The sequence below is a fragment of the Halorussus marinus genome (genome assembly GCF_004521895.1).
Classification (GTDB): domain Archaea; phylum Halobacteriota; class Halobacteria; order Halobacteriales; family Haladaptataceae; genus Halorussus; species Halorussus marinus.
In genome coordinates this window covers 76,705-97,974 of the sequence record NZ_SBIR01000012.1, presented here as the reverse complement: position 1 = coordinate 97,974, position 21,270 = coordinate 76,705, and the positions used below count along the sequence as shown (strand labels likewise).

The window sequence follows — 21,270 nt, the reverse complement described above, 5'->3', positions numbered from 1 at the left end:
GCCGGGCCGGCTCAGTCCTCGGGTTCGGCGACCGGGGTGTCGAACCGCATCTCGCCCTCGCGGGCGTACTCCCCGTCGTCTTCGGGGATCGAACGCACCGTCTCGAAAAAGCGGTCGGTGATCACCTCGCTGACCACCTCGGTCAGCGACGACTCTTCTTCGTCTTCGACTTCCCCGAGCAGTCCCAGCGGGATCTGGGCGCCCGCCATGTCGGCGTGACCGCCGGCGCTCCCGATCTGGCCGAACGCCGCCCGCACCGTCTCGCCGAGATCGACGTCGGTCCCCCGCGAGCGCGCGGAGACGAACACCGTCCCGTCCATAAAGCCGTAGACGAGGGTGGTCGTCACCTGTTCCATGTCGAGCAGTCGGTCGGCGGCTTGGGCCAGCGCGTCCCGATCGGAGAGCGACCCGACGCAACTCGCGAGCACGGTGCCCTCGATGCATCGATTTCGAATGGCTCGGGCGATCGTCTCGAAGGTGTCGGCGCTGACCGAGGGGCTCTCGACGCGGTCGAGGACGCCGGTGTCGGCGTGGGGCAACAGGAAGGAAGCGGCCTCGAAGTCCGCGATCGAGACCTCGCGGGCGAAGTCCTTGGTGTCGACTCGGATACCGTACAGCAGTCCCGTCGCGACGTCCTCGGTGAGTTCGATCCCCAACCGCTGGACGTGCTCGGCGAGCAGGGTCGAGGTCGCGCCCACGTTGCGCCGCAGGTCGACGAACGTCGCCTCGACCGGCTCTTTCGGCGGGTGGTGGTCGACGACGATGTCGACGGGGGTGTCGGCCGGAAGCTGATCGTTGACCCCCGGTCTGGAGTGGTCGACCAGCGCGATCCCCCCGAACTCCGAGCGGTCGAAGTCCTCGGGGTCGAGGTCCCGGAGGTCGATCTCGAGGAGATTGACGAACGCCCGGTTCTCCTGGTGGGAGATCTCTCCGAAATAACAGAGCTCCGCGTCGACGCCGAGCGCCGCCGCGATCCGCCCGAGCGCGACCGCGCTGGCGATGGCGTCCGGGTCGGGGTTGTCGTGCATGAACACTCCGAGCGTCCCGTCGATGCCCCGGAGGGTCCGCTGGAGATTCGCGGTGCGGTCGGCGCTCTCGCCCAGCGACACCGACAGCACCCGCGCTGCCAGCGCGTCGGTCGGATCGACGAGCCGATCCGCGACCGCCGCCATCGCCGCTCGGTCGCGCTCGGCGGCGTCCCGGCCGACGTACACCACGAGGTAGGCGTCGGGGAAGTAGTCGGCCGCGAGCGAGGCGGCCTCGCGGTTGGCGACCGGATCCTCGTCGGCGATCACCACCATCTCGGGGGCGTCGACCGCCTCGAGGACCGCCGCCGAGTCGGTGGGGTCCTCGCAGTTCGCAGACACCTTGTCGTCGCGGAGGGTCTCGACCCTGTTCTCGCTGTCGTCGACGACCAACAGCTCGCCCGACATGCCGGCTAACGCGTCGACGAGGGTCTGGCCGACGGTGCCACAGCCCAGGACGAGCCGGGAGACCATTGTAGCCCGCGATTTCGCTTGCTCGGCCTAAAGTCTACCGTCTACGCGACGACCCGCCCGCCGGCCGTGTGACTCGCGGTCGGGCCCGTTGTCAGGACTACCCGCCGCCGCCGGCGACGCCGCTACCGATTGCGGCGCCACAGTCGTTGCACGCGACGACGTAGAAGCGCTTGGACGACCGGAAGAGGCCGGCCATCTTCGCGTCGAGGTCGAGAAATTCGACGTCCGATTCCTCCGCTATCTCTCCGTCGCATTCCGGGCAGTGTACCATTCCGCCGAACCTACCGGCGGCCGCGGTAAGTGTCTTCCGTCTAACGGTATCCGGCGCCCGACCGAATCGGGGACTCCGCCTCGACGAACGCGAAAATGGAAAGACCGACCGGATCGCGTGTTACGCGGCGGTCGTCGTCACGCCACGAGCGCCGCGGCGGCGCTCTGGGCGTACTCCCAGACCGGGGCGAAGCCCGGCAGGAGCAGGACGGTCGCGACCGCGGCCGCCGCGATGGCGGCGTAGAGTCCGACCGGCTTCGACTCGATGGCGAACTCCGAGGACGGCTCCTCGATCCACATCGCCTTGACGACCCGCGAGTAGTAGTACAGCGACAGCGCGCTGTTGATCGCGCCGACCGCCGCGAGCCACCAGAAGCCCGCGCCGACCGCGCCGGCGAACAGCAGGTACTTGCTCGCGAACCCGCCGAACGGCGGGAGGCCGGCGAGGCTGAACATGAACACGGTCATCGCGGCGCACGCGAACGGCGCCCGGGTGGCGAGACCGTTGTAGTCCTCGAACGTGCGACCGACCGACCAGTACTCTGCCAGCGCGATGAACAGGAACGCGCCGGTGTTCATGAAGCCGTAGACCAGCAGGTGGGCCATGCTCGCACCCAGCACGAACTGGTCGTTACCGCCGGTCAGCGCGGCCAGCCCAATGAGGGCGTAGCCGGCGTGGCCGACCGACGAGTACGCGAGCATCCGCTTTACCGTGTCCTGGGTCGCGGCGGCGAAGTTGCCAAGCGTCATGGTGACGACCGCCAGAATCTGGACCGCCAGCACCCAGTCGATGCTCGCGGCCGCGGTCTGGACGTACGTCTCGACGGGGAACGCCACCGTGAACACGCGGAACGCGACCGCGAAGCCGGCGGCCTTCGACGCCGAGGAGAGGAACGCCGAGACGGGCGCGGGCGCGCCCTCGTAGGCCTCGGGCGCCCAGAAGTGGAACGGGACGCTCGCGGTCTTGAACGCGAACCCGCCCAGCACCATCAACACGCCGATGCCGAGCACGCCGGTCAGCCCCTCGACGCTCGCGGCCTCGGCGACCTGCGGGAGCAACAGCGAACCGCTGACCGCGTAGACGAGGCTGATGCCGTACGCCAGGATCGACGACGACAGCGCGCCGATCAGGAAGTACTTCAGCCCCGCCTCGACGCTCCCGCGGTTACGCTTGAGGATCGCGACGAGCGCGTAGGACGGCAGGCTGGAGAGTTCGAGGCTGATGAACACCACCGCGAGGCTGTTGGCGGCGGGCATCAGGGTCATCCCCGAGGCGGCCAGCGCGACGAGCGCGTAGTACTCGGCCTGATAGGAGTGATCGCGCATGTAGTCGTAGCTCGCCACGACCACGAGCGCGGTGACGCTGGCGAACACGAACGCGAAGAACAGGCTCATCGTGTCGACGACGAGCGTGTTCTGGAACAGCCGGATCGGTGCCTCGCCCGTGCCGGCGAGCAGGTACCACACCGAGACGCCGGCGGCCGCCAGCGACCCGGCGGTCGCGGTGGCCGCGAGCAGGAGGCGGTTCTCGGTGTCGGGGTTGATGCTGTCGATCACGAACAGCACGAGCGCCACCGCCACGAACAGTAGCGTCGGTGCGAGCGCCGCCCACGGCGGGAGCTGGTACACCATCTATACACCACCTCCCGCGGCCGGGGCGAGCGGATCGACCGCGTTCTGGATCATCTCGAAGAAGATGTTCGGATCGACGCCGAGCAAGACAACGAGCAGGATGAGCACCACGAGCGGCGCCACGTCGTGGAACGCCGCCGGGCTGACCTCGTAGTCGGTCTCGATCTCGAACGGTCCAAACAGGGTGCGCTGCATCGCCAACAGCAGGTAGCCCGCGACGATGACGATGCCGAACATCGCGGCCGCGGTGAACAGTACCGACCCCTCGAACGCGCCGAACGCGCCGAGGAAGATGAACAGTTCGGCCGCGAACCCGGCCATCAGCGGCAGGCCCATGTAACCGAACGCCCCCGCGACGAACACCGCGACGGTGATGGGCATCTTGCTCGCGAGCCCGGACATATCCGAGACCATCCGGGTGTGAGTCGTGTTGTAGATGACGCCGACCGCCATGAACATCAGCCCCGAGATGAGGCCGTGTGCGACCATCTGGAAGGTCGCACCGCCCATCCCGTAGACGGTGTAGGCGACCAGTCCGAGGATGACGTACCCCATCGAGGAAACCGAAGAGTACGCCACGATGCGCTTGAGGTCGGTCTGGGCCAGCGCGAGCATCGCGCCGTAGATCACGCTGATCACCGCGAACAGCGCGATGAGCTGAGCGTTCTGCTGGGCGATGTCCGGCAGCATCGTGAAGTTGAACCGGAGCAACGCGTAGGTGCCCATCTTCAGCAGGACGCCGGCCAGCATGATCGAGACCGGGGTCGGGGCTTCGACGTGGGCGTCCGGGAGCCACGTATGGAACGGGACGACCGGCACCTTGACCGCGAAGCCGACGAACATGGCGACAAACGCCACCAGCTTCAGGGTCCCGGCGCCGATCGGACCGAGCGCGCCGAGCTCGCCGGCCCGGAGCGCTTGTGCGACCGCGGCCATGTCGAAGGTGTTGACCGCATCGCCCAAGCCGAACACCAGCGCCGTGAAGCCGATGAACAGCGCGAGGCTCGCGATGTTCGTGTACACGAACATCTTGATGGCCGCGTACTTCCGACGGGGGCCGCCCCAGACGCCGATGAGGACGTACATCGGGACGAGCACCATCTCCCAGAAGACGAACCAGACGAAAAAGTCGAGCGCCGAGAAGACGCCGAGCAGGCTCGCTTCCAGGAACAGCATCAGGCCGTAGAACTGGCTCTGGCGCTCGTCGATCGGCGTCCACGACGCCAGCAGCGCCAGCGACGTGAGCACCGTGGTGAGCGCGATCAGCGGCATGCTGATGCCGTCGAGCCCGACGTGCCAGTTCAGGCTGTACGGGCCGGCGACGATCCAATCGGCGTTCGTCTCGAAGGCCAGGGTGCTCCCTTCAAGGAGCGCGTTCCCGCTGGCCTCGTACGTGCTGTACATCCAGAGGCTCCCGCCGACCGGGAGCAGGCTGAGCACGAACGCGAGCTTCCCCGCGACCTTGTTGGGCGAGAGGAAGACCGCGCCCGCGCTGGCCAGCGTCACCGCGATGAGTGCTTCGATCCACATTCAGAACCAACCTCCGATGAGTCCGATCGCGACGAGCAAGACGACGAGACTCGCCGTCAGCAGGAAGGCGTAGTTCGTGACCACGCCGCTCTGGATCCGCTTGACCCGGCTCCCGCTCAGCAGGCTCACGCTGGAGACGCCGTTGACCACGCCGTCGATGACGCCCTGGTCGAACTTGTCGGCGGCCCGCGCGAGCGGCAGAGTGAGGCCGGTCGCGATCCAGACCTGATACTCGTCCTGATAGTAGTTGTTGAACAGCACCGTCTTGGCGCTCCCGAGCTTGTCGGTGTGCTCGTCGGGGTCGGCCACCGCGTAGAGCTTCCACGCGAGGCCGGCGCCTGCGAGCGCCAGTCCGAGCGAGACGCCTGCGCTGAGGAGCACGGTCGTCAGCTCGGTCCCGATCGTCCCCGACGAGTAGGGAAGCAGGTCGCCGTAGTGGTGGGCGGTCAGCGCCTCCGGACCGGCGTCGAGCCAGTCGTGGAGGAACTCCAGATGAGCGCCGGTCAGTTCGGCGACCGGCACCATGTTGACCAGCCCGGCGACCGCGGCGAGGGTCCCCAGCACGACGAGCGGGAGCTTCACGTTCCAGCCGACGCCGTGGGGGTCCCGGGCGGTGTCGGTCCGGGGGTCACCGTGGAAGGTCAGCGCGACCATCCGGAAGGTGTAGAACCCGGTGAAAAACACCGCGAGGAGCCCCATGGCGTACGCGCCGAGCAACAGCGGGCTGTCGAGGCCGTGGACGAGCGCCTCGTAGAGGACCTCGTCTTTCGACCAGAAGCCCGAGAACGGCACGATGCCCGCGAGCGCGAGCGATCCCGAGAGGAACGCGTAGTAGGTCACGGGCATCTTCTCTTTGAGCCCGCCCATGTCCCACATGTTCTCGTTGTGGTGCATGGCGATGATGACCGAGCCGGCGCCGAGGAACAGCAGCGCCTTGAAGAAGGCGTGGGTCATCAGGTGGAAGGTCGCGGCGACGTAGCCGCCAGCGCCCAGCCCGAGCATCATGTACCCGTACTGGGAGATGGTCGAGTACGCGAGCACCTGCTTGAGCTCCTTCTTGACGACGCCCATCGAGGCGGCAAACAGCGCGGTGAAGCCGCCGACGAACGCGATGAACGCGAGCACCTGCGGAAGCAGGGCGTAGAAGCCGTACATCCGCGCGACGAGGTAGACGCCGGCCGCGACCATCGTGGCCGCGTGGATCAGCGCCGAGACCGGAGTCGGACCCTCCATCGCGTCGGGAAGCCAGGTGTGAAGCGGGTACTGGGCGGACTTGCCGACGACCCCGCCCAGCACGAGCAATCCGAGAACGGCGAACCACGCCTGGGGGTCGAGGCCGAGGAACGTGGTCGCGCTCGCCTCACCGGCGAGCACCTGCTCGGCAAGGTGCGGGAACGACTCGCTGCCCGCGAACGCCGTCGTCCCGAACGTCGCGAAGACGCCGACGACGCCGACGAGGAAGAAGTAATCCCCGAACCGCGTGACGAGAAACGCCTTCTTTGCCGCGCTCGGCGGACCGGGCTCGCGGAAGTGGAACCCGATCAGGAGCCACGAGCAGAGCCCGACCAGCTCGAAGAACATGAACGCCATCAGCAGGTTCGACGCGAACACGAACGAGAGCATGCTCGCGGTGAACAGGCCGAGGCCGGCGTAGTACCGCGGCAGGCCGGTCTCGCCCTCGTCGTTCATGTAGCCGAGGCTGAAGACGTGGACCAGCACGGCGACCAGCGAGACGATGACGAGCATCATCGTCGAGAGCGGGTCCAGCAGGATGCCAAAGTGCAGGTCGAAGGCCGCGTCGCCCACGCCCGCGACCCACGTTATCGACTCGTGGTAGACGCCCTCGGAGCTGTTCCAGACCGCCAGGGCCGCCCACGCAGACAGCAACAGCGAGCCGGCGGTGGCGGCGATGCCGGGGATCGCGCCGCCCTTCGGCAGGAGCCGCGGGGCGAACGCGCCGGCGAGCAGTGCGATCAAAAACGAGACGAACGGCAGGGCCGCGATGACCGGAGCCAGTTCGAAGGGGAGTGCTGCCATCGTTTCACCACCTCATAGTCGTCGCGTTGGTCACGTCCACGTCCGCGAAGTTGCGGTACAGCACGAGGATGATGCCGATGCCGATGGCCACCTCCGCCGCCGCGACCGCGAGCGTGAACAGGCTGAACATCTGTCCCGTCAGGTTCCCGTGGAACCGCGAGAACGCCACGAGGTTGATGTTCGCCGCGTTGAGCATCAGCTCGACGCTCATCAGGAACACCAGGGCGTTCCGGCGGGTCAGGATGCCGAACACGCCGATACAGAACACGGCGGCCGACACCAGGAGGTAGTACTGGACAGGCACCATCAGCCAGTCACCTCCTCGGAGTCGTCGGACGCGACGACGCCGCCGTCAGCGGCGGCGACGGGTTCGCCGGTCGCCTCGTCGTCGGCCGCGTTCGACCGCAGGGCGGTCGTGATCTCGCCGTTCTCGTCGCGGCGCGCGAGCAGCACCGCGCCGTCGAGCGCGGCGTCGAGCACTACCGCGATCAGGAGCAACGCGACCAGAAAGCCCTCGCTGGGGATCGCGTCGGGGTGCTGGATGTTCAACAGCGCGTAGCCGATGCTCGCGACCACGCCCTCTCCGCCCGTGAAGCCCGCGGCGTCGCCGAACGACGCCCGGACGAACACGACGGCGAGCACGCCGAACAGCGCGACGGCCGCCAGCCCCGGTACCAAACTGCTTCGGTCGTCAGTGTTGTTTGTCATACCTCTGCCACCTCCTCGGTCGTTGCCTGGCGCGTCAGCATCACCGCGAACGTGATGAGGATGAGGACCCCGCCGACGTAGACGAGGACCTGCATCGCCGCGAGGAACTCCGCCTCCAGCATCACGTAGTGGACGGCGACGGAGAGGAGCGCGACACCCAGCAGTAACGCCGAGTGCCACACGTCCCGCACCAGGACGACGCCCAGACTGCTCGCTACCGTCACGAGCGCGAACAGTCCGAACGCGAGCATTTCGTACACCATTTGAGTCACCTTGAAATTCTCGGAATCGCCCTTTTAACGTTTCGAGATGGGCGTCTCGTCACTGGTAGTCCAACTCTCCTTCGCCCTCGCCGATCCACGCGCCCCGATCGGGCTCGCGGGATTCGAGCGGGTCGATGTCCTTGTACCACGGGACGTTTTTCAACTGCTCTTTGTTGTACACCAGATCGTCTTTGGTGTCGCCCGTGAACTCGAAGTTCTGGGTGAGCAGGATGGCGTCCACCGGACAGACCTCCTCGCACAGCCGACAGTAGATACACTGTCCGATGTGGAGGTTGTACTGCTCGCCGTTGCGCTGGTCGTCCTGCACGATCTGGATCGTGTCGTTCGGACAGACGTTCTCGCACTGGCGACACCAGATACACCGCTCCTGGCTGAACTTGTGGACCCCGCGGAACCGCGGACTTACTTCGGGCGCCACGTCCGGGTACTCGACCGTGAACGTGGACCCGTCCAGTGCGTGCTTCAGCGTCGTCGCCATTGATTTGAGGACTCCGATCATTAGAGCATCACCCCGACGATGACGGCCGTGAGGATGAGATTGGCGAACGAAAGGACGAGCATGCCCTTCCAGCCGATCTCGATCAACTGGTCGATGCGGACGCGCGGCACGGCCGACCGCGCCCACTGGGTGAACAGGAAGATCGCCCAGATCTTGATCACGAACCAGACGAACCCGGGCAACACCGGACCCGACGGGCCGCCGAGGAACAGCGTCGTGACGATGGCGCCGCCGAGGAAGATGTGGATGAACTCGCCCATGTAGAACAGGACGAAGTAGATGCTGGAGTACTCGGTCATGTACCCCGCGACGATCTCGGTCGGGGCCTCGGGGATGTCGAACGGGTTCCGGCCGACCTCCGCGAGGTTCGCCACCATGAACAGCACGAACGCGAACGGGTTGACGAACGCGAACCACGACGGGATCGAGACGCCCGCGATCGTCACCAGCGGCTCGGCCTGCTGGGCGACGATCTCGCTGGTCTGGAGCGTACCGGTGAAGATGATGACCGACGCGCCCGTGACGATGAGCGGGATCTCGTAGGCGATGTTCTGGGCGATCGCGCGGAGTCCGCCCATCAGCGAGTACTTGTTGTTCGACGCGTAGCCCGCCATCGTGAGCGCGAGCGTCGCGATCGACGCGGCCGCGAAGACGTACGCGACCCCGCTCTCGGGGTCGGCGATCTGGAGGTTGATGCCGAAGATCGAACCCATCGGGATCACCGCGAAACCGATGAGCGCCGAGAACGCGAGCAGAATGGGAGCGAGGTCGTAGGCCGGCCGATCGACGCCGTCGGGGATGATGAGCTCTTTGGCCATCAGCTGGACGGCGGCGGCGGGGATGATGAGCAGCCCCGCGGGGCCGTGACGGTTGACCGCGATCCGGTCGGTGAACGCCGCGGTGATCTTCCGCTTGGCCCACGGACCCGCCACGCCGGCCTGCGCCAGCATGACGTTCGCGACGACGAACGCCGCGAGGAACGCGGCGATCATCTCCTGCCAGATCGCCATCTCGGAGCCGAAGAGGAATCGCCCGATCGTCTCCGGGAGCAGGGTGGGCTCGGCCTGCAACGGCGCGAACATCAGCGGTCCACCTCCCCGAGGATCACGTCGAGGCTACCCAGCGTCGCCACGAGGTCGGGGACGTACTCGCCCTCCGACATCGATTCGAGCGCCGAGAGGTTCGAGAAACACGGGCTCCGGATCTTGAACCGGCCGGGCTTGTCGGTGCCGTCCGACCGGACGTAGATGCCGAGTTCGCCCTTCGCGCCCTCGACCGCCCGGTAGGTCTCCGTGTCGGGTTCTGGTTTCAGCGTCCGGGGGACGTTCGACTGGATCGTCCGCTCGTCTTCCGGCCAGTCTTCGAGCAGGTCGACACACTGCTCGATGATCCGGGCGGACTGTTCGACCTCCTGCATCCGGACGAGGAACCGCGAGTAGTTGTCCCCGCCGTTCTCGGTGATGACGTCCCAGTCGAGCTCGTCGTAGTAGCCGTAGGGGTCGTCCCGGCGGAGGTCGTAGTCGATGCCCGACGCCCGGGCGACCGGCCCGGTACAGCCGTAGGACTTGGCGTCCTCGGGGTCGAGTACGCCCGTGTCGATGACTCGCTTCTGGAAGATCTCGTTGTTCGTGATGAGGTCGTGGTACTCCTCGAGGGTCTCGGGCAGGTCGTCGAGGAAGTCCCGAGTCTGCTCGAAGAACTCCTCGCGGGGTTCCGGGAGGTCCCAGACGACCCCGCCGAGCCGGAAGTAGTTGAACATCATCCGCTGGCCCGTGAGGTCTTCGAGGATGTTCTGGACCTTCTCGCGGTCGCGCATCGCGTACATGAAGATGGCGGTGAAGTCGCCGTAGATGTCGAGCGCGAACGTCCCGACCGCCAGCATGTGGGCCGCGATCCGGCAGAGCTCGGCGCCCATCGTCCGGATGACTTGGGCGTACTCGGGCACCTCGATGTCGTTGAGGTCCTCCGCCACGCGCGCGTACGCCCACTCGTTGAGCAGGCCGGCCGACGCGTAGTCCCACCGGTCGGGGTAGGGCATGATCTGGTGGCGGTAGGTGCCCTGTTGGGCCATCTGCTCCTCACACCGGTGGAGGTAGCCGATGTCGGGGTCGACGTCGGCCACCTGCTCGCCGTCAAGGGTGGTCTTGAGGTGGAGCACGCCGTGAGTCGCCGGGTGGTGGGGACCGATGTTGAGGAACATCGTGTCCGACTCGGCGTCGTGGTGGTCGTCCTCGAGGGGGTTCTTGTGCTCTTGGAACGGGACGAGCTGGGGCCGGTCCTGGTGGTAGTCGTTCGCCAGGGGGTGGCCCTGCCACGTCTCGGGGAGCAGGATCCGACGGAGGTCCGGGTGGTCGTCGTAATCGACGCCGACGAGGTCGTAGGCCTCACGCTCGTGCCAGTTGGCCGTCTCGTAGACGCCGGCGGCCGACTCGCTCACCGGGTCCTCCGGATCGGCCGGAACGACGACGCTGAGCTCCTGGGTCCGGTCGTCGTACTTCGTGAGGTGATAGATGCTCTCGTAGCGGTCCTCGTACTCCTGGGCCGTGAGACACGAGAGGTGGTCGAACCCCGCCTCGTCGCGGAGGAGTTCGAGCGTCTCCTCGACGTCCGTCGGCCGGACGACGAACCCCTCGGCGTTGAGGTGGTGCTCTCGGCCGATGACTCGATCGCCGAGCAGGTCGGCAAGCGCGTCGTAATCGAGCCCGTCTTCGGTCACGCCGACGGGCTGGCGTTCTTGGAGGCTCATGGCGAATCAGCCCAGTTGTACCGCATCACGAGGTCCTCTTCGTCGATCTCCGCCGCGAGCTTGTCGACGAGCTCGTCCTGTTCGAGGTCGCCGAACTGCTCGAGCTCGTAGGGCTTTACCGTCACCGGACTGCTCTCGCCGTTGGCGATCCGCTCTTGTAGCTTGACGACGCCGTAGACGAGCGCCTCGGGGCGAGGCGGACAGCCGGGGACGTGGATGTCCACCGGGATGACCTCCTCGGCGCCCTTGATGACGTTGTACCCCTCCTGGAACGGCCCGCCGGAGATGGCACACGAACCCATGTTCACGACGAACTTGGGCTCGGGCATCTGGTCGTAGACGCGCTTCATCCGCGGCGCGAACTTCGAGACGATCGTGCCGGGCACGATCATCACGTCTGCCTGCCGGGGCGAGGCCCGCGGCACGCCCGATCCGAAACGGTCGAGGTCGTGTTTGACCGCGTAGGTGTGCATCATCTCGATGCTGCAGCAGGCGATCCCGAACTGCAGCATGAACATCGACGACCCCCGAACCCAGTTCATGAACTTGTCGAACTTCGTGAGGATGAACGGCGAGGAGCCGAACGCCTCCCGGAGCTTCGAGTTGAACCGGTTGTCGAGGTCCGGACCGATTCGGGCCTCGCGGGTCTTCGTTTGTGGGTCTGTGCTACCGCTGATTGCGTCCCGTGGTTCGTTACTCATTATCTCTCCACGCTCCGTTGTGAGTCGGTGGGGTTGCGGACCCATTCGATGGCGCCCTGCCGCCACGCCCACGCGAGGCCGACGACGAGGATGCCGACGAACGCGAGCATCGGGTACAGCGCACCTGAGAGCCCGACGCCGTCCATCGAGACCGCCTCTCGGTAGATGACCGTCCAAGGGAAGATGAGGAGGGTCTCGATGTCGAAGACGAGGAACAGCAGCGCGACCATGTAGTACTGAATGTTAAAGCGGACGCGCGTGCCACCCGTCGGGATCTCACCGCTCTCGTACACGGTGGTTTTGCCTTTCTCGGGCACGGTGGGCCGGAGCAGGCTGGACACCGACATCATCCCGAGCGGTATCAACAGCCCCACCAGCGCCAACGCGCCAATAGCTATCCATGGATTCATGCCGATATTCTCCTACCATCCGGGAGTTACGAGCGCACCCCTATAAACGTTGATTCTTGTTGTTCTCGCGTGTTTCGGCGGCTCAAGCACGCGTAATCGCTCTGACGGTTGCTGTCGGGAAACGGGACGTTTCGGTTCGGTGAATAGTGACGGAGTCGCACGCACCGATCGCCGCGGAACCCCCTCCGGGCGCGGGCGTGCGGGCCGGTAAGCCGGACTTATTCGCAGAAACGTGTCGAATCGGCCGCGCTACTCGCCGGCGCCGTCGCGGAACCGATCGATGCCCCGCTCGTGGAGCCGCCGGGAGACGTCCGCGACGCCGGCCTGCAGGTCGTCGTGGTAGTCGACGAGCGCGTCCCGGAGCCGATCGTGCTCGCGCGCGAGCATTTGGACCGCCGACAGCCCGGCGTTGAACGACTTGCCCGCGTCGACCGCCACGATGGGCGCGCCGGTCGGCATCCCGATGACCGAGGGCACCGACTTCTCCTGGACCGGGACGCCGACCACCGGCAGGGGGTAGGCCAGCGACGCGGTCATGTTCGGCAGGTCCGCAGACTTCCCGCCCGCGCCGGCGATGATCACGTCGAGGCCGCGGGCCTCCGCGGTCTCGGCGTAGGCGTACATCAGACCGGGCGTGCGGTGGGCCGACACCACGTAGCTCTCGAACGTGAACCGCGCCTCGGGCGGGTCGTCGTAGTCGGTCAGCTCCGCGAACCCGAGTTCTTCGAGCGCCTCGTAGGCGCCCGCCATCACGTCGAGGTCCGAGTCGCTCCCCATGACGATGCCGACTTCGGGAGTGTCCTCGGGGTCGCGGTCGCGCTGTGCCTCGGCTCGGAGATCATCGATGAGTGCCTGTAACTCGGTCATTCGAAGGTCACCTCCGCCCGCAGTTCCCGGGCGTCATCGAGCAGGCGGTCGAAGTCGGTCTCGTCGCTGTCGCCGTCGCCCGCGACGGTGAGATGGCCCATCTTCCGGAGCGGGTACACCTCGCGCTTGCCGTACCAGTGGAGGCTCGCGTCGGGGTGGGCCAACGCCGCCTCCTCGCCCGCGGGCTCGGCGGGCCGGCGCTCGTCGCCGTCGCCGAGCAGGTTCGCCATCGCGATCGGACTCCGGAGTTCGGTCGAGCCGAGCGGCCGACCCGTGACCGCGCGGGCGTGTTGCTCGAACTGCGAACAGAGCGCGCCTTCGATCGTGTAGTGGCCGGAGTTGTGCGGGCGGGGCGCGATCTCGTTGAGCAGGATCTCGCCGTCGGCGGTCTCGAAGAGTTCGATCCCGTAGGCGCCCCGGCCCGAGAGCAGGTCGAGCACGTCGTCGGCCACCTCGCGGGCGCGGTCGGCCACTGCCGGGTCGGTCCGGGCGGGCACGACGGTCTCGCGCAGGATCTCCTCGCGGTGGACGTTCTCGCCGAGCGGGAACGTCGCGGTCGCCGTCTCGCCTTTGACCCCGATGACCGAGACCTCTCGCTCGAAGTCGACGAACCGCTCGGCCATCGCCGGTCCGGCCAGTTCGTCGAGCGCGTCGAGGTCGGCCTCGCTCTCGACCGGGACGTTGCCCCGGCCGTCGTAGCCGCCCTCGCGGGCCTTGAGCATCAGGGGGTAGCCGAACTCCGCGGCCGCGGCTTCGAGGTCCGCCCGGTCGTCGACGCGCCGGAACTCCGGGACCGGAACCCCGGCCTCGCGCAGGCGCTCTTTCTGGACCAGTTTGTCCTGAATCGTCCGGAGCGTCGCCGGGTCCGGATGGACCGGCACGTCGAACTCCGAGGCGGCGGCTTCGAGCAGGTCGGGATCCGCCAGTTCGATCTCGAACGTGAGGTAGTCCGCCCGCGAGGCGAGTTCGCGGACGCCGTCCTCGTCGTCGAAGTCGCCGACGATCTGATCGCGGGCGACCGGCGATGCCGGGCAGTCCGGCGTCGGGTCGAGGACGACCACCTCGATGCCGAGCGGCGCGGCCGCCTCCGCGAGCATCCGCCCGAGCTGACCGCCCCCGACGACGCCGAGCGTCTCCGTGTCGTTCATCTACGCCGAGGTTATGGGCGCACCTGCATAAAATTTCCCAACCGTGGTGCTCGATATACACGAACGTGGTTACATCCGCGCGTCCGTGTCGGGGCTACCGCGCGAGCCGGCCGCCGACGCTCCGTCGTCGAGCGACGACGCGTCGACGAAGAAGACGGTCTCGCTCCCGTAGATCGTCAGTTCGTGTTCGAACGCGCGATAGCCGTCGAGCGCCTCGCCGACTTGTTCCCGATCGGCGGCGCGCGCGATCACGATCGGCGGCGGGTCCGCGCCCACCGCCTCGCGCTCGACGGTGCTGTCGACGTCTGCGCCGTAGAGTTCGGTGTACCACGGGATCGGCAACCGGTCGTACCACCCGCCGCCCGCGGCCCAGTCGTCGTTCTCGGACTCGTCGGCCACGTAGAAGTCCGACCCGTACCAGAGCACGTCGGTGCCGTCGTTCGCGGCGATCACGCGTTCTATCGTCTCCAGGGTGGGTCGGAGTCCCTCCGCGGGCTGACCGTACTGGACGAGTCGGTTGGGCGTCTCGGCGTCGTCCAGATACCGGTCCTGCGGGTGGACGAACGACGCGGCGACCGCCGTTGTCGCGGTCTGGCCCACGACGACGAGGACCAGCAAGACCGCGAGGGCGGCGCTGAGTCCGTCGCCGTCCGCACTCGCGTTCGCCGCCAGCGTCACCAGCGCGCCAAGCGCGACCGCGGCGGGGACCGCCAGGGGCACGACGGCGTGGACGACCTCCCACGGGAACGGGTTCTCCACGATGACGGGGTAGCCGACCACCGTCACGGCCCCCCAGTAGAACGTGAACGCGACGAGGTCGCGGGGTCGGTCGCGCCGGTACCGATCGAACAGGAAGCCGGCGGCCGCGAGCGCGAGCGTGAGCGCCCCGCCTTCCCAGAGGACCCGCCCGAGCGCCTCGAAGGTGTCGAGGTACGCCGTCTGGTTGCCCTCGCCCCACTTGCCGAGGAACTTCTCCCACGAGCCGACGGTCGCCTCCTCGATCACCGCCGGGAACATGCCGGGATTCGCGAACGCTTTCCAGAGGCCGGGGTCCGGGGTTGTGCGCGCCCGCGGCGCGTAAAAGAAGATCACGACCGCGAAAAAGAGGCCGATCGCGAGGCCGGCGTGGACGAGCCAGCCGCCCGATCGGAGCGACCGGAGCGACGACACGACGTACTCCTTTCGGTCGTCGGCGTCCGCCGCGAGGACCAGCCGGTGATCGACCAACAGCGCCGCCGCGCCGAGCCACGTCACCGCGTACACCAGCACGTTCTCTTTGGTGGTGAACGCCAGCGCGACCAACAGCGTCCCGAGATAGAGGTATCGCGGCCGTCGGGTGTCGAACAGTCGGACGTAGAACGCCAGCGCGTGGAGCATGAACGCCGCCAGCAACACGTCGTTGCGCATGAACCGCGAGTAGTAGAGCACGATCGGATCGAGCGCGAACAGCACTCCGAGCGCGACCACCTCGACGCGGTTCAGTCGCTCGCGGAACAGCCACGCCGACGCCGGGAGGAGCCCCGAGACGACCGCGACCGGGACTCGCGCCAGAAAGTCGCTCGCGCCGAACAGCCCGAAGAGGTACTTGTTGACGTGGTAGAAGAAGGGGCCGTGGATGACCGCGCGGTACTCCCAGACGCCGGTCTCGGCGTACCGCAGGATCCAGTAGCCGACCCGCCCCTCGTCCCAGTGGAACACCCGCGCTCCGAGCCCGAACAGCCTGATCGAGAGCGCCAGCACCACCACCGCGAGAATCGCGGCCGCCGTCCGCATCCGGGCGTCGCGAAAGAGCCCCGACAGGCGGTCGTCGGCGACCCGACCCGCGTCCGCCGTCGGCTCGTCGGTTCCCATCGTTCCCGGGAACTATCCGGGCGCACACAAGTTTTCCGGAGAGCGGTAGTTCTTTCACTCGCCCAAGCCACCCTTGCGGTATGACTGCACTCGGGCTCGTCGTCTCGCGGTTCAACCGCGAGGTGACCGAGCAGATGGAGGAGCGCGCCCGCGAGGCGGCCGCCGACCGGGACGCGGAGATTGTCGAGACCCTCCGCGTGCCCGGCGCGTACGACTCGCCGCTGGCCGCCGACCGACTCGCCCGCCAAGAAGAGATCGACGCCGTGGCGGTCGTGGGCACGATCGTGACCGGAGACACCGACCACGATCGGGTCATCGCCGACGCCGCCGCCCAGGGGCTGACCGACGTGAGCCTCGATCGGGACACCCCGGTCGCCTTCGGCGTCAGCGGTCCCGGGATGTCGGGCGCGGAGGCCCGCGAGCGCGTCGACAAGGGAGCGGAAGCGGTAAACGCCGCGGTCGAGATGGTACAAGCGCTATGAACTTCAGCGAACGCATCCGGCGGGTCGAACCGAGCGCGACGCTCGCGATCAGCAACCTCGCGGCCGAGCTGGAGGCCGACGGCGCCGACGTCGTCGACCTGAGCGTGGGCGAGCCCGACTTCCCGACGCCAGAGAACGTCGTCGACGCCGGGAAGGCGGCGATGGACGCGGGCCACACGGGCTACACCTCCTCGAACGGCATCCCCGAGCTTCGGGAGGCGATCGCAGCGAAGCTCCGCGAGGACGGCCTCGATCACGGCCCCGAGAACGTCATCGTCACCCCCGGCGCGAAGCAGGCGCTCTACGAGACGATGCAGACGCTCGTCGACGACGGCGACGAGGTCGTCCTGCTCGACCCGGCGTGGGTCTCCTACGAGGCGATGGTGAAGCTAGCGGGCGGAGAGCTGAAGCGGGTCGACCTCGCGCCCCACGACTTCCAGCTCGAGCCCGCGCTGGACGAGCTGGCGGGCGCGATCTCCGAGGACACCGAACTGCTCGTGGTCAACTCCCCGAACAACCCCACGGGCGCGGTCTACTCCGACGCCGCCCTCGAAGGGGTCGCCGACCTCGCGGTCGACAACGACGTGACCGTCCTCAGCGACGAGATCTACGCCGAGATCACCTACGGCGAGGAGCCGACCAGCCTCGGCACGTTCGACGGGATGGCCGACCGGACCGTCACGGTCAACGGCTTCTCGAAGGCCTACTCGATGACCGGCTGGCGGCTCGGCTACGTCGCGGGCCCCGAGGAGCTCGTCTCGGAGGCCGGCAAGCTCCACTCGCACTCGGTGTCCTGTGCGACCAACTTCGTCCAGCGGGCGGGCGTCGAGGCGCTCGAAAACACCGACGACGCCGTCGACGAGATGGTCGAGGCGTTCGCCGAGCGCCGGACGTTCCTGCTCGACCGCCTCGACGAGGAAGGGGTCGGGGCCCCCGAGCCCGACGGCGCGTTCTACCTCATGATCCCTGTCGACGAGGACGACCAGCAGTGGTGTGAGTCGGCTCTGGAAGACGCCCACGTCGCCACCGTTCCGGGGAGCGCGTTCGGAGCGCCCGGCTACGCACGCATCTCGTACGCCAACAGCAAAGAACGCATCGGCGAGGCCGTCGACCGACTCGTCGACGCCGACCTGCTGTAAGTTCGGCCCACGCTGTTTTCGACGCCCGAACTCCGTCCCGCCCGTCCCGACGTCGCGCGATCGCCGCCGGGATTTCATAACGATTAACTATTTACTACCATCGTAGTAAGAATGCAAAAGGTTCCTTACCGACCGCGGGAAACCGACCGGATTGGAGCGTTATGTCCACAATCGATACTGGGGGTAGCATCCGCGGTCGCGATCGGTTCGTGTACGTGACGGCCGCGCTCGCCGCCCTCAACGGGCTGTTGTTCGGGTTCGACACCGGAATCATCTCGGGAGCGTTCCTCTACATCAAACAGACGTTCGAGATGTCGCCGCTCGTCCGGGGGATCGTCGTCAGCGGGGCGATGGCGGGCGCCGCGGCGGGGGCGGCGCTCGGCGGGAAGCTGGCCGACGAGATCGGCCGGCGGCGGCTCATCCTGCTCGGCGCGGGGGTCTTTTTCGTCGGGTCGTTCACGATGGCGGTCGCCCCGAACGTCCCCGTGCTGGTCGCCGGGCGGCTGATCGACGGCGTGGCGATCGGGTTCGCCTCGATCGTCGGGCCGCTGTACATCTCCGAGATCGCGCCGCCGAAGATCCGCGGGGCGCTCACCTCGCTCAATCAGCTCATGGTGACGGTGGGCATCCTCGTCTCGTACTTCGTGAACTACGCGTTCGCGGACGCGGGCGCGTAGCGGCTCATGCTCGGCGCGGGGACGGTGCCGGCGGTCGTTCTCGCGATCGGCATGCTCAAGATGCCCGAGAGCCCGCGGTGGCTGTTCGAGCGGGGCCGCCGCGAGGAGGCCCGCGAGGTCCTCGAACGCACCCGGCACGGCGGCGTCGACGAGGAGCTCGCCGGGATCGAGGAGACGGTCGCCGAGCAGTCGGCCGCCGGGCTCGGGGATCTGCTCGCGCCGTGGCTCCGGCCCGCGCTGATCGTGGGACTCGGGCTGGCGGTGTTCCAGCAGGTCACCGGCATCAACGCGGTGATGTACTACGCGCCGACCGTACTCGAATCGACCGGCTTCGGGAGCACGACCTCGATCCTCGCGACGGTCGGCATCGGGCTCATCAACGTCCTCATGACCGTGGTCGCCATCGCGGTCATCGACCGGGTCGGGCGCCGCGCGCTCCTGCTGGTCGGCGTCTCGGGGATGGTCGTCACGCTCGCGATCCTCGGGGGCGTGTTCTACCTGCCGGGGTTCTCGGGCGCGCTCGGCTGGTTCGCCACCGGGAGCCTGATGCTGTACGTCGCCTTCTTCGCGATCGGGCTCGGGCCGGTGTTCTGGCTACTCATCTCCGAGATCTACCCGCTCGAAGCCCGCGGGACCGCCATGGGGCTGGTGACGGTCGCCAACTGGGGCGCGAACCTCGCGGTGTCGCTGACCTTCCCGATTCTGACGGCGAACGTCGGCACCTCCGTGACGTTCTGGCTGTTCGGCGGGTTCAGCGCCGCCGCGCTGGCGTTCACCTACTACTACGTCCCCGAGACGAAGGGGCGGTCGCTGGAGGCGATCGAAGCCGACCTCCGAGAGAACGTCGGCGAGCACGTTCGAGGCGGAGTCGACGCCGTTCCGGACGCCGACGACTGACGGCGCTTACTCCAACTGGAGACCGGGGTGCCACCGATCGACGCCTGCCTCGGCTTTCCGTTCGTCCATCTCGGCCAGCAGTTTCACCGCGAGGCTCGCGGTCTCGGCCGCTCGGTTCTCGCCCTCGGTGCGGAACTCCCCGGTCTCGCGGTTAGCGTAGACCGAACACACCGCGCCCGCCCGCAGACCGTAGACGTTCGCGAGCGTGAGGATGGCGCTGGCCTCCATCTCGATGTTCTTGACGTTGGCCCGCTTGAGTTCGTCGACGAGGTCGTCGCTCCCCGCGGCCTCGAACCCCTCGAAGCCGGGCCGGCCCTGCCCGGCGTAGAAGCTGTCGGCGCTCATCGTGAGCCCGGTGTGGTAGTCGTAGTCGAGCCGCTCGGCGGCCGCGACCAGCGCCGACACCACCTCGTAGTCGGCGACCGCAGGGTAGTCTTCCCGAACGTACTCGTCGCTGGTCCCCTCCTGGCGGACGCCGCCGGTCGTGATGACCAGATCGCCGACGTCCATCTCGGGCTGGATCGCGCCACAGGAGCCGACCCGGAGGAAGGTGTCGACGCCGACCCGCGCGAGCTCCTCGACCGCGATGGCGGCCGAGGGACTCCCGATCCCGGTCGAAGTGACGCTGATCGGCGTCCCCTCGTAGTCGCCGGTGACGGTGCGGTACTCGCGGTTGCGCGCGACCTCCTCGGCGTCGTTCCAGAACCGGGTGATCTTCTCGATCCGCTCGGGGTTCCCGGGCAGGAGCACCGCGTCGGCCACGTCGCCCTCGCCGACCTCGACGTGATACTGGACCTCGTCGTTCGGGTCTTCGCTGTCGCCGGTCATGCCGATGGCTGACTCGGTCGGCGGATATAAAGGGTTCGTCGCGCCGGCGTCCGAGAGCCAACGCTTATCGGACCGCTCCGAGAACTCCGGACGATGCCCTCCAGACGACAGCTACTCGCCGCGGTCGGGAGCGCGACGGCGGTCGGCCTCGCCGGCTGTGGCGGCTCCGGGTCGGGCGGATCGGCGACCAGAGACTGCCAGACGGGCGCGGTCGACCACGGCGACGGCGACCTCCTCGACGCCGGCGCACAGGCGTTCGTCGACGGCGAGGACGTCCGGCTCGGAGTCGCGCTCGCGGTCGAGGACGTGCGAACACACGACGTCGACGCGCTCGAACTGTCCGACGCGGACGGTCGGTTAGCCCACTTCGTCCCGGTGTCGCCGGGCGACGCCGACGTGATGGCGAACAAGGGCCGGGCCGGCGACGGTCAGCTCTACTACGAGCAGTATCTCGGCGAGCGTCCGCTCCACGGCCGATACCGCATCGAGGCGGTCGCCGGCGACCGGACGGTCGACTCGCTGACGATCGAGTTCAACTGCTTCGCCGACGTGGACGGGTAGTCACTCCAGCATGTCCTCGCTGATGGTGTCGGGCAACAGTTCGCCGAGGGCGTACGCCGAGGGCTCTCGGCTCTCGCCCTCGTCGCAGTACACCCGCAGGTCGTCGTCGCAGAACTCCGCGAGCGTCTGGCGACACATCCCGCAGGGGGTCACCCCGTCCCGGGCCGCGGAGCTCACCGCCAGCGCGTCGAACTCCCGGTGGCCCTCCTTGACCGCCTCCGCGATCGCGACCTCCTCGGCGTGGAGGCTGTTGCTGTAGTTGGCGTTCTCGATGTTGCACCCGACGTAGACGGTGCCGTCGGCCGTCCGGATCGCGGCCCCGACCGGGTAGTCCGAGTACGGGACGTGGGCCTTGATCTGTACGTCGCGGGCGGCTTCGACGAGGTCGTCCATGGTGGCGGACGTTGGCGGGCGGCCGGCATATATCTCCCGCTGTCGGTCGGTGGAGGATCGAACTCGCCCGGCCGAACACGGGAGGACTGAGCTACCCCGATCAAGCATCAA

At 67.7% G+C, this 21,270-nt stretch carries 21 protein-coding genes and 1 pseudogene; 4 read left to right on the top strand and 18 right to left on the bottom strand.

Annotated elements, in window-relative coordinates; all coding sequences use genetic code 11:
* Positions 1 to 11: 11 nt before the first annotated feature.
* The 16 genes from EPL04_RS15185 to EPL04_RS15115 form a co-directional block, all read right to left on the bottom strand.
* Positions 12 to 1,499, bottom strand: coding sequence for a DHH family phosphoesterase (locus tag EPL04_RS15185; protein WP_134672041.1), 1,488 nt, complete (start codon positions 1,497 to 1,499; stop codon positions 12 to 14).
* 97 nt (positions 1,500 to 1,596) lie between these two features.
* Entirely contained in the window at positions 1,597 to 1,770 is a 174-nt protein-coding gene (locus EPL04_RS18855; protein WP_167599492.1) for a hypothetical protein, read from the bottom strand.
* A gap of 137 nt (positions 1,771 to 1,907) precedes the next feature.
* Positions 1,908 to 3,401: an NADH-quinone oxidoreductase subunit N gene (locus EPL04_RS15180; RefSeq protein WP_134672040.1), complete on the bottom strand. Its 1,494-nt coding sequence runs from the start codon at positions 3,399 to 3,401 to the stop codon at positions 1,908 to 1,910.
* The gene (locus EPL04_RS15175) at positions 3,402 to 4,931 is read right to left on the bottom strand and encodes a complex I subunit 4 family protein (protein ID WP_134672039.1); all 1,530 of its coding nucleotides are present in this window, start codon (positions 4,929 to 4,931) and stop codon (positions 3,402 to 3,404) included.
* Entirely contained in the window at positions 4,932 to 6,968 is a 2,037-nt protein-coding gene (nuoL, locus tag EPL04_RS15170; RefSeq protein ID WP_134672038.1) for an NADH-quinone oxidoreductase subunit L, read from the bottom strand.
* A gap of 4 nt (positions 6,969 to 6,972) precedes the next feature.
* Positions 6,973 to 7,275, bottom strand: a complete 303-nt coding sequence (gene nuoK / locus EPL04_RS15165; protein ID WP_134672037.1) for an NADH-quinone oxidoreductase subunit NuoK — start codon at positions 7,273 to 7,275, stop codon at positions 6,973 to 6,975.
* Positions 7,275 to 7,676, bottom strand: a complete 402-nt coding sequence (locus EPL04_RS15160; RefSeq protein WP_134672036.1) for an NADH-quinone oxidoreductase subunit J — start codon at positions 7,674 to 7,676, stop codon at positions 7,275 to 7,277. The genes nuoK and EPL04_RS15160 overlap by 1 nt, the downstream gene beginning before the upstream one ends.
* Positions 7,673 to 7,939 (bottom strand): NADH-quinone oxidoreductase subunit J, encoded by a 267-nt coding sequence (locus EPL04_RS15155; protein WP_134672094.1) that lies wholly within the window; start codon positions 7,937 to 7,939, stop codon positions 7,673 to 7,675. Before EPL04_RS15155 ends, EPL04_RS15160 begins: the two co-directional genes overlap by 4 nt.
* 58 nt (positions 7,940 to 7,997) lie before the next feature.
* Positions 7,998 to 8,459, bottom strand: coding sequence for a NuoI/complex I 23 kDa subunit family protein (locus EPL04_RS15150; protein ID WP_134672035.1), 462 nt, complete (start codon positions 8,457 to 8,459; stop codon positions 7,998 to 8,000).
* Entirely contained in the window at positions 8,459 to 9,541 is a 1,083-nt protein-coding gene (locus tag EPL04_RS15145) for a complex I subunit 1/NuoH family protein (protein ID WP_134672034.1), read from the bottom strand. The genes EPL04_RS15150 and EPL04_RS15145 overlap by 1 nt, the downstream gene beginning before the upstream one ends.
* The gene (locus EPL04_RS15140) at positions 9,541 to 11,205 is read right to left on the bottom strand and encodes an NADH-quinone oxidoreductase subunit D (protein WP_134672033.1); all 1,665 of its coding nucleotides are present in this window, start codon (positions 11,203 to 11,205) and stop codon (positions 9,541 to 9,543) included. The genes EPL04_RS15145 and EPL04_RS15140 overlap by 1 nt, the downstream gene beginning before the upstream one ends.
* Positions 11,202 to 11,909, bottom strand: coding sequence for an NADH-quinone oxidoreductase subunit B (locus EPL04_RS15135; RefSeq protein WP_134672093.1), 708 nt, complete (start codon positions 11,907 to 11,909; stop codon positions 11,202 to 11,204). The genes EPL04_RS15140 and EPL04_RS15135 overlap by 4 nt, the downstream gene beginning before the upstream one ends.
* Positions 11,906 to 12,316 (bottom strand): NADH-quinone oxidoreductase subunit A, encoded by a 411-nt coding sequence (locus tag EPL04_RS15130; RefSeq protein WP_134672032.1) that lies wholly within the window; start codon positions 12,314 to 12,316, stop codon positions 11,906 to 11,908. Before EPL04_RS15130 ends, EPL04_RS15135 begins: the two co-directional genes overlap by 4 nt.
* 249 nt (positions 12,317 to 12,565) lie before the next feature.
* The gene (gene purE, locus EPL04_RS15125) at positions 12,566 to 13,183 is read right to left on the bottom strand and encodes a 5-(carboxyamino)imidazole ribonucleotide mutase (RefSeq protein WP_134672031.1); all 618 of its coding nucleotides are present in this window, start codon (positions 13,181 to 13,183) and stop codon (positions 12,566 to 12,568) included.
* The gene (gene purK, locus EPL04_RS15120; protein ID WP_134672030.1) at positions 13,180 to 14,331 is read right to left on the bottom strand and encodes a 5-(carboxyamino)imidazole ribonucleotide synthase; all 1,152 of its coding nucleotides are present in this window, start codon (positions 14,329 to 14,331) and stop codon (positions 13,180 to 13,182) included. The genes purE and purK overlap by 4 nt, the downstream gene beginning before the upstream one ends.
* Before the next feature lie 69 nt (positions 14,332 to 14,400).
* Positions 14,401 to 16,182, bottom strand: a complete 1,782-nt coding sequence (locus EPL04_RS15115; RefSeq protein ID WP_134672029.1) for a flippase activity-associated protein Agl23 — start codon at positions 16,180 to 16,182, stop codon at positions 14,401 to 14,403.
* A gap of 80 nt (positions 16,183 to 16,262) precedes the next feature.
* On the opposite strand from EPL04_RS15115, the gene ribH reads away from it, so the two are divergent.
* From ribH to EPL04_RS15100, 3 genes and pseudogenes are all read left to right on the top strand, one after another.
* On the top strand, positions 16,263 to 16,664 hold the full coding sequence (ribH, locus tag EPL04_RS15110; RefSeq protein ID WP_134672028.1) for a 6,7-dimethyl-8-ribityllumazine synthase: 402 nt from the start codon (positions 16,263 to 16,265) through the stop codon (positions 16,662 to 16,664).
* Complete coding sequence (locus tag EPL04_RS15105) at positions 16,661 to 17,803, top strand: pyridoxal phosphate-dependent aminotransferase (RefSeq protein WP_134672027.1); 1,143 nt, start codon at positions 16,661 to 16,663, stop codon at positions 17,801 to 17,803. Before ribH ends, EPL04_RS15105 begins: the two co-directional genes overlap by 4 nt.
* Positions 17,804 to 17,964: 161 nt before the next feature.
* Positions 17,965 to 19,377: pseudogene (locus EPL04_RS15100) on the top strand (sugar porter family MFS transporter).
* Positions 19,378 to 19,383: 6 nt separating this feature from the next.
* Here the strand turns inward: EPL04_RS15100 and EPL04_RS15095 are convergent.
* Positions 19,384 to 20,205: a nucleoside phosphorylase gene (locus EPL04_RS15095; protein WP_134672026.1), complete on the bottom strand. Its 822-nt coding sequence runs from the start codon at positions 20,203 to 20,205 to the stop codon at positions 19,384 to 19,386.
* A 93-nt stretch (positions 20,206 to 20,298) separates the two neighbouring features.
* On the opposite strand from EPL04_RS15095, the gene EPL04_RS15090 reads away from it, so the two are divergent.
* Entirely contained in the window at positions 20,299 to 20,766 is a 468-nt protein-coding gene (locus tag EPL04_RS15090; protein WP_134672025.1) for a hypothetical protein, read from the top strand.
* Here the strand turns inward: EPL04_RS15090 and cdd are convergent, their stop codons facing one another.
* Positions 20,767 to 21,159 carry a cytidine deaminase gene (gene cdd, locus EPL04_RS15085; RefSeq protein ID WP_134672024.1) on the bottom strand — a complete coding sequence of 131 codons (393 nt, stop codon included), beginning with the start codon at positions 21,157 to 21,159 and terminating at the stop codon, positions 20,767 to 20,769.
* Positions 21,160 to 21,270 lie beyond the last annotated feature (111 nt).